General features: G+C 40.6%; 5 protein-coding genes. All 5 read left to right on the forward strand.

The genetic code is table 11. From position 1 onward, the window contains the following. Positions 1-201 precede the first annotated feature (201 nt). Complete coding sequence (locus A2536_07915; GenBank protein OGF48313.1) at positions 202-1,623, forward strand: hypothetical protein; 1,422 nt, start codon at positions 202-204, stop codon at positions 1,621-1,623. A gap of 213 nt (positions 1,624-1,836) precedes the next feature. Beyond that, entirely contained in the window at positions 1,837-2,286 is a 450-nt protein-coding gene (locus A2536_07920) for a hypothetical protein (protein OGF48314.1), read from the forward strand. 159 nt (positions 2,287-2,445) lie between these two features. Then, positions 2,446-3,381: a cysteine synthase A gene (locus tag A2536_07925; protein OGF48315.1), complete on the forward strand. Its 936-nt coding sequence runs from the start codon at positions 2,446-2,448 to the stop codon at positions 3,379-3,381. A gap of 212 nt (positions 3,382-3,593) precedes the next feature. Then, positions 3,594-4,889 (forward strand): O-acetylhomoserine aminocarboxypropyltransferase, encoded by a 1,296-nt coding sequence (locus tag A2536_07930; protein ID OGF48316.1) that lies wholly within the window; start codon positions 3,594-3,596, stop codon positions 4,887-4,889. A gap of 140 nt (positions 4,890-5,029) precedes the next feature. Next, entirely contained in the window at positions 5,030-6,088 is a 1,059-nt protein-coding gene (locus tag A2536_07935; GenBank protein ID OGF48318.1) for a [FeFe] hydrogenase H-cluster radical SAM maturase HydE, read from the forward strand. Positions 6,089-6,251 lie beyond the last annotated feature (163 nt).

Raw genomic sequence — 6,251 nt, forward strand, 5'->3', positions numbered from 1 at the left:
AAATAGGACATTCTTACTTTGCAGAGAATAGGACATTTCTATTTTGCATTGACAGGTGCGAATGGCGGATTGACATTAGTAGCGGATTCAGTTAGAATAATCAAAGTATTCGTGTTTCTATGAAAACTCTTTGTTTTAGTTATTTTTAGTAGATTTAAACGGAACTTGAGATAAACAAATACCCCGACCGGAGGATATTTAATGAATCTGATGAAGCAAATTAAAGAAAAGATCAAAGAATCAAAGTTCTTTTTTGTTTCCTTCACCGCTCACCTGCTGATCCTCTTTCTGGTCAGTGGAATAGTCATTGTAAATCCAACAATGAGAAAAACAGTTTTTAGGGGCATCCTTCAAATGGGAGGCGGTGGAAAGGCGGAAACTCCGGAGTGGGAAACACAAAAACAACTTCCGTCTTCAAAACCTGTAGATATTCCGTCTGCGGCCAAACAAGAGATTAAAGTTACTGACGCAAAAGTCGTCATCAATACAAAGATTGCAGATGCAGCGAAGTCAAGTGCTGTTGTTAAGCCGTTGGATATTGTCGGAGCGGGCGGCAGTGAGGGTGGCGGCATGGGTACCGGTATCGGTAAAGGCATCGGAGCGGGTATTGGTATTTTCTCTGCCAGAATGAACAGAACAGAGATGGCAAAGAAATATGGCGGGACCCCTTTGACAGAAGTTGCCGTGAATAAAGGATTGGAATATTTATTTAAGAATCAGAAACCTGATGGTTCTTGGATAGATGAAAAACGATCAAGAAATAACGGCAGTTATACAGGATTGTCGTTACTTGCATTTTTGGGAGCGGGGTTCAGATGTGATTCTCCGCATAAGTACGCAAAGACAATAAGGAATGCAGTTGAATATCTGGTAAAAACACAAACGGATGAAGGAATCGTCGGTAATGTGACATCCGGCAACGACAGCATGTATACACATTTTATATGTACAATGGCTTTAAGTGAGGCGTATTTAGTGGGAGGTGCTTCCGGTATTAAAGAGAGAGTAACCAGGTGTGTGGATGCCACAATAAAATCACAAGAACAAAATCCTAAAGGGGCCTGGAGATACGGACCTAATGCAAAAGACGGGGATATATCGGTTTCCGGATGGGGCCTTATGGCTCTGAAAGATGCTTATTATTCGGAGATAAAAAAAGAAGAAGTTAAAAAAGCAATTGATAAGGCAATGGAATTTGTAATAGCTTGCAAAGGAGCGTATACTCCTGAACTAAAATATGACAGGTGGTCGTACGGGTCCTGCCCTGCAATAGGAATATTTTGTCTTGCCATGAATGATAAACTAAAACATCCTTCGGCAAAGGCCATACTTGATTTATTGACGTCTATTGATATTTCTGCTATTAATAGTTATTATGCTATGTATTATTTTAACTTGGCGTTATTCCAGGTGGGGGGGGGGAGCTGGGATAATTGGAATAAAAAATTCAGGGGATTTATAGTACCATTACAAAATGAAGACGGAAGTTTTAAACCTTATCCGGGTGCAACCTGGTATGAAAAAGATCTTAATGCAACATATACGACAGCGATGGCTGTCCTTTCGCTCGAAGTTTATTACAGATATTTGCCTATTTATCAGGTTGTTCAAAAAAAGGAATAGAGAAGTTATAATAAAAAGTTTAACAAGTGCAGAAAAAAGTATGTTAAATATCTTTAAGTTGGTAATATGAAAAAGCGGAACGTGAACCTACTCTGCAGGTAAGCAGCTACAAGAAAAAAAAGAGCACAAAATCAGAATAACTATTGACAAATAGAAATGTCTTTGTTATAATCACTACTAAGATGATAGACAAAGTATAGAAGGAGGGCTTTAATGAGGATCTCGTTTAAAGGTGATTATGCATTAAAAACAATACTTGATTTATCAACACATTATAAAAAAGGGTTGGTCAGAATTGGCGAAATATCGAAAAGACAGGATATACCGCTTAAATATCTTGAGCAGATTTTACTGCTTTTAAAAGGAGCGGGATATGTTAACAGTAAAAGGGGTCCGGATGGAGGGTATTTCCTGGCAAAAAACCCTGCGGAGATAACTGTAGGTGAGATTGTCAGGCTTACGGAAGGCTACACATCTCCTGTAAGCTGTGTAAGCAAATCCTGTTATGCGAAGTGTAGTGATGAGCTAAAATGTCCTTTCCGTCCTTTGTGGAAGGATATCAGAGAGATGATTAACGGAGTTGTTGACCGGGTTACCTTCGAAGATATGTGCGATAGAAAAGAAAAATTAGAAAAGAAAAATATAGTAAATTATGAAATTTAAAAAAGGGTGCTGGGTTCTGGGCGCTAGATTCTGGGTTTGCATTTTGGAGTTGTTGAATTTAATAATAGTACAATAATTTGGACGTGAGCAACGTGATAACGTGTAAAGTTTTAACAGTAATTTATGTATAAGTGGAATCTATTTCAAAAGGAGGATTCAATGTCAGGCATATATAAAGATATAACAAAAACCATAGGAAATACTCCGCTTGTGCGGATAAATAAACTTAATGCCGGGTTAAACGGGACAATTGCAGTAAAGCTTGAGAGTTTTAATCCAATTCACAGCGTGAAGGAAAGAATTGCCCTGGCAATGATAGAAGATGCCGAGAAAAAAGGCCTGCTAAAAAAAGATACCGTGATTATTGAACCGACCAGCGGAAATACCGGGATAGGTCTTGCTTTTGTTGCGGCGCAAAGAGGATACAAACTTATCCTTACTATGCCTGAGACCATGAGCCTGGAAAGAAGAGCTATTCTTCGGATCTTTGGGGCGGATATTGTGCTTACCGAGGGAGCAAAAGGAATGAATGGGGCTGTTGAAAAAGCGAAAGAATTGGGAAAGCATCATAAAAACAGTTATATACCCCAGCAATTTGAAAATGAAGCAAATTCTGAAGCTCACCGGAAAACGACTGCTGAAGAGATATGGAAAGATACTGATGGTAAAGTAGATTATTTTGTTAGCGGTATTGGTACCGGAGGTACAATTACGGGAGTTGGAGAAGTCTTAAAAAAAAGGAAACCTTCGGTAAAAATCATCGGGGTTGAACCGTTTGATTCTCCGCTTCTTTCCGAAGGTAAGGCAGGTCCTCATAAGATTCAGGGCATTGGGGCAAATTTTATTCCAAAGATTCTTAATAAAAAGATTATAGATGAATATATTAAAGTGAAAAATGAAGACGCGGGAAATACGGCGAAAATACTTGCAAAAGAAGAAGGTATTCTTGCGGGGATATCTTCAGGGGCTGCTCTATGGGCGGCATTAGAAATAGCAAAGAGACCGGAGAGCAAGAATAAATTAATTGTGGCGCTGTTGCCGGATACAGGAGAAAGATACCTTTCGACGTGGTTATTTCAGGAATTCCTGAAGTAATAATTACTAAGATCAAAGCACTAAGCACTAAAAATAAGGAGGTTTATAATATAAGCTCAAAGATTTTGTTTAAGATTTAGTTGTTAAGTATTAATGCTTGTTTAGTGCTTAGAATTTAAGTCTTAGTAATTTTCTGCGGGTTTCGAATTTTAAACCTGAGAGGAGAAGAATCATTATTCAAATAAAAATAACTTAACAGGGAGGACAATTTTATGTCACAAGGTATAGATACGATAGGTTTACATGCAGGGCAGGTTCCGGATCCGACGACAGGTTCAAGAGCGGTTCCGATCTACCAGACGACTTCTTATGTTTTCAACAGCGCGGAGCATGCCTCCAATTTGTTCGGTCTGAAGGAGTTTGGCAATATCTACACGAGGTTAATGAATCCGACTACGGATGTTCTGGAAAAAAGAGTAGCCTCACTGGAAGGCGGTGTAGCAGCTTTGGCCGTGGCTTCAGGTCAGGCTGCAATAACTCTTGCGTTACTCGGTATAACAGGGGTGGGAGATGAGATTATTTCAGCTAATAATCTTTACGGCGGAACATATACTTTGTTCCATTACACCTTTGCCAATCTCGGTCGCAAGGTTGTCTTTGTTGACTCAAAGAAACCGGAAGATTTTAAGAAAGCAATAACTTCCAAAACCAAAGCCATCTATCTTGAGACCATTGGTAACCCAAAACTTGATGTGCCGGATTTTGAAGCTCTTGCGAAGATAGCCCACGAAGCGGGCATTCCTCTCATCGTAGACAATACTGTCGGAGTTGGTATCTTTAGACCAATAGATTTTGGCGCCGATATAGTTGTCCTCTCGGCTACAAAATATCTGGGTGGTCACGGAACTTCTATCGGTGGGGTAATTGTTGATTCCGGAAAGTTTGCATGGGGCAGCGGTAAATTCCCTCAGCTTTCTGAAGATGATCCGTCGTACCACGGGCTAAATTTCTGGAAAGTATTCGGAAATTTCCCCGGAGCCGGTAACATTGCGTTCATAATAAGAGCAAGAGTCAGCCTGCTTCGTGATCTTGGTCCTTGCATCAGCCCATTTAACTCTTTTCAGATAATACAGGGAGTGGAAACTCTGGGGCTTCGGGTCCGTCAGCATTCAAAGAATGCTTTGGAACTTGCAGGGTGGCTTAAGTCGCATCCTTCCGTAGCGTGGGTGAATTATCCCGGGCTGGAAGAGCACACATCGCATGCGAATGCAAAGAAATATCTCAAAGGTAACTTTGGCGGTTTGATAGGTTTTGGTGTTAAGGGAGGACTTGAATCGGGGAAAAAATTTATCTCTTCAGTAAAGCTTCTCTCTCACCTTGCAAATATCGGGGATGCAAAAAGCCTGGTTATTCATCCGGCATCTACCACGCACTCCCAGCTTACTCCTGAAGAACAAGTGGCAACCGGAGTTACGGCCGACTTTGTCCGCTTCTCGGTAGGTATTGAGGATGTTGCTGACATAAAAGCAGACCTTGACCAGGCGCTGAAGATTGCAGTGGGGAAGTGAAGGAAGTGCAGAAAGGGAAGAAGGGGAAGCAAAAGAAGAAAGTTGAGCGAAGGTGTAAATATAGAACCATAAATCCTTCGCGAAATCCGCCTAGGCGGAAGAATAAATATAATGACTTCCCAACGGCTTTAGCTGCTGCTATTAATGAGACAGCTTTAGCTGTTGATTGGCTTGTTCCCTTGCTTGAGGCAAAAGGAAAGGATGAAACATTGCTTCTATCCGCAGCGGATAAAAAGAGAACTGAAACTATGGGAGATTCTGTCCACTTAAGAGGGCTCATAGAATTTTCCAACTATTGCAGGAAAAACTGCCACTATTGCGGGCTTCGAAAAGACAATAATAAAATTTACAGGTATAGACTTTCAAAAGAGGAAATACTTGAAACGGCTTTGAAGGCGGAGAAACTCGGGTACAAAACGATAGTTCTTCAGTCCGGCGAAGATCTCCATTTCAGCGCTGAAACGATGCCGGTGATAATAAGAGAATTGAAAAACAAGACAAAACTGGCGGTAACTCTAAGTTTGGGCGAAAGAAACGAGGCGACATACACCGCCTGGCGTAAAGCAGGAGCCGATAGGTATCTTCTCAGAATTGAGACAACTGACCGGATGATATTTAAAAAAATACATCCTGACAGTGATTTGGAATACAGAAAGAACTGTTTATATATTTTGAAAAAACTCGGATTTCAATTAGGCAGCGGGGTAATGGTTGGCTTACCCGGCCAGGATGCGCTGAGTTTAGCCAAAGACATTATCTGGCTGAATGAATTAGGTGTTGAGATGATTGGAATAGGTCCTTTTTTGCCGCATAAGGAAACACCTTTAAAGGATGAAAAGGGAGGAACTTTAGCGCAAACTCTCCGTTTAATCGCAGTACTAAGATTGGTTTTTCCTAATGCGCATATGCCGGCTACTACGGCTATGGGAACGATTGATCCGCTTGGACGGGAAAAAGCCCTTCAGTCGGGAGCGAATGTGATGATGCCGAATATAACACCGACGGCGGTCAGACCGCTATATGAAATTTATCCGAATAAGATTTGTCTTAATGAAGACGCCGATAAGTGCTTTGGGTGTGTTACGGCGAGAATAATCGGACTTGGACGTACGGTAGGAACGGATTACGGAGATGTGAAGCGAAGCGACAAAATAATTACTAAGATTAAAGCACTAAGCACTAAGAAAAACAATGACTAAGGATTAAATTCTAAGCACTAATATTTGGAAAGTATTTAAATATATTTCAATGATTTTGTTTAGTAATTTAATCATTAAGTATTCAGACTGTGTCGCAATTAAATTACTAACATGATATAATATGGCATATTCACTCCAAAGGAGCAAGCCATGTATCGCACTG

This window comes from Candidatus Firestonebacteria bacterium RIFOXYD2_FULL_39_29, assembly GCA_001778375.1.
GTDB lineage: Bacteria > Oederibacteriota > D2-FULL-39-29 > D2-FULL-39-29 > D2-FULL-39-29 > D2-FULL-39-29.

Excerpts from the sequence above, each read along its gene's own strand:
- A2536_07915 (OGF48313.1), top strand. The coding sequence starts at position 202 with ATGAATCTGATGAAGCAAATTAAAGAAAAGATCAAAGAATCAAAGTTC.
- A2536_07920 (OGF48314.1), top strand. The coding sequence starts at position 1,837 with ATGAGGATCTCGTTTAAAGGTGATTATGCATTAAAAACAATACTTGAT.
- A2536_07925 (OGF48315.1), top strand. The coding sequence starts at position 2,446 with ATGTCAGGCATATATAAAGATATAACAAAAACCATAGGAAATACTCCG.
- A2536_07930 (OGF48316.1), top strand. The coding sequence starts at position 3,594 with ATGTCACAAGGTATAGATACGATAGGTTTACATGCAGGGCAGGTTCCG.